The 698-nt window shown below is 62.2% G+C and carries 1 protein-coding gene; it reads right to left on the reverse strand.

All coding sequences use genetic code 11. The features are described from left to right. Positions 1-698: calcium-binding protein (locus QEH57_RS24740; RefSeq protein ID WP_309009490.1), on the reverse strand; the 698-nt coding region annotated here is incomplete at both ends.

A 698-nucleotide genomic window follows, 5' to 3' on the forward strand; every position in this document is an offset into this window, starting at 1 on the left:
TCGTTTCCGGCGCCGCCGGAAATGGACTCGATTCCGTCGAGGTTTGTCGCGGAGAAGTCGAGGGTCTGGTTGGAGTAGTCGCCAGTGACGGTGACTCCGGAGTGGCCGTCCGAGGAGATGGTCTCGATGGAGTTGTCGGCGTCGAAGTTCGAGTCGATGGTGATGTTGGTGTCGTTCCCGGTCGCCTTGACGGTGTCGTTTCCTTCTCCGCCATGGAAGTCGTCGGCTCCGTCTCCATCGGTGTAGAGGAAGGTGTCGTCTCCGGCGCCGCCGTGCAGGTCGTCGTTTCCAGTGGAGGCGAGGATGGTGTCGTCGCCTTCGGAACCGATTACGGTGTCGTTTCCGGCGCCGCCGGAAATGGACTCGATGCCGTCGAGGTTGGTCGCGGAGAAGTCGAGGGTCTGGTTTGAGTAGTCGCCAGTGACGGTGACGCCTGAGTGGCCGTCCGAGGAGATGGTCTCGATGGAGTTGTCCGCGTCGAAGTTGGAGTCGATGGTGATGTTGGTGTCGTCCCCGGTCGCCTTGACGGTGTCGTTTCCTTCTCCGCCATGGAAGTCGTCGGCTCCGTCTCCCTCGGAGTAGAGGAAGGTGTCGTCTCCGGCTCCGCCGTGCAGGTCGTCGTTTCCAGTGGAGGCGAGGATGGTGTCGTCGCCTTCGGAACCGATGACGGTGTCGTTTCCGGCGCCGCCGGAAATGGA

Origin of the sequence: Pelagicoccus sp. SDUM812005, from assembly GCF_031127875.1 — a bacterium.
GTDB lineage: Bacteria > Verrucomicrobiota > Verrucomicrobiia > Opitutales > Opitutaceae > Pelagicoccus.